We start from the raw sequence: 329 nt of genomic DNA, 5'->3' as shown, positions 1-329 counted from the left end.
GTCCTCGAAATCGGCGGGGTCCTGGCTGGTACGCACCGACTCCCAGAGCGACAACTGGACCGCCATCGGGTCGACACCCGCCACCGGCGGCGGCTGGACGGCAGGCGCCGGCGGCGACTGGACGACCACCGTGGTCGGCCCAATGAAATAGAAGTCCTGCGTCAGCGACGAATGATCCCAGGGAATCTGTTTGCCGTTGGTCTGTTCCTTGACCTGCTGACGTACCCGGGTCAACATCTGTCGCACCTCCAGTCCGGGTGCGGCCAGATTTTTCAGCAAGGCTTCGGTGAACGGACTATGGTCGGTCTGCCCGTCTTCCGCCACATTGC

The 329-nt window shown here is 63.5% G+C and carries 1 protein-coding gene; it reads right to left on the bottom strand.

Translation table 11 applies throughout. The annotated features are described in order from the left end of the window. Window positions 1-329: caspase family protein (locus CAPSK01_RS15670; RefSeq protein ID WP_273703820.1), on the bottom strand; the 329-nt coding region annotated here is incomplete at both ends.

Origin of the sequence: Candidatus Accumulibacter vicinus, from assembly GCF_000584955.1 — a bacterium.
GTDB classification, from domain to species: domain Bacteria; phylum Pseudomonadota; class Gammaproteobacteria; order Burkholderiales; family Rhodocyclaceae; genus Accumulibacter; species Accumulibacter vicinus.
Note: the sequence above shows the minus strand (reverse complement) of the source record. Positions and strands in the feature narration are given on the sequence as shown.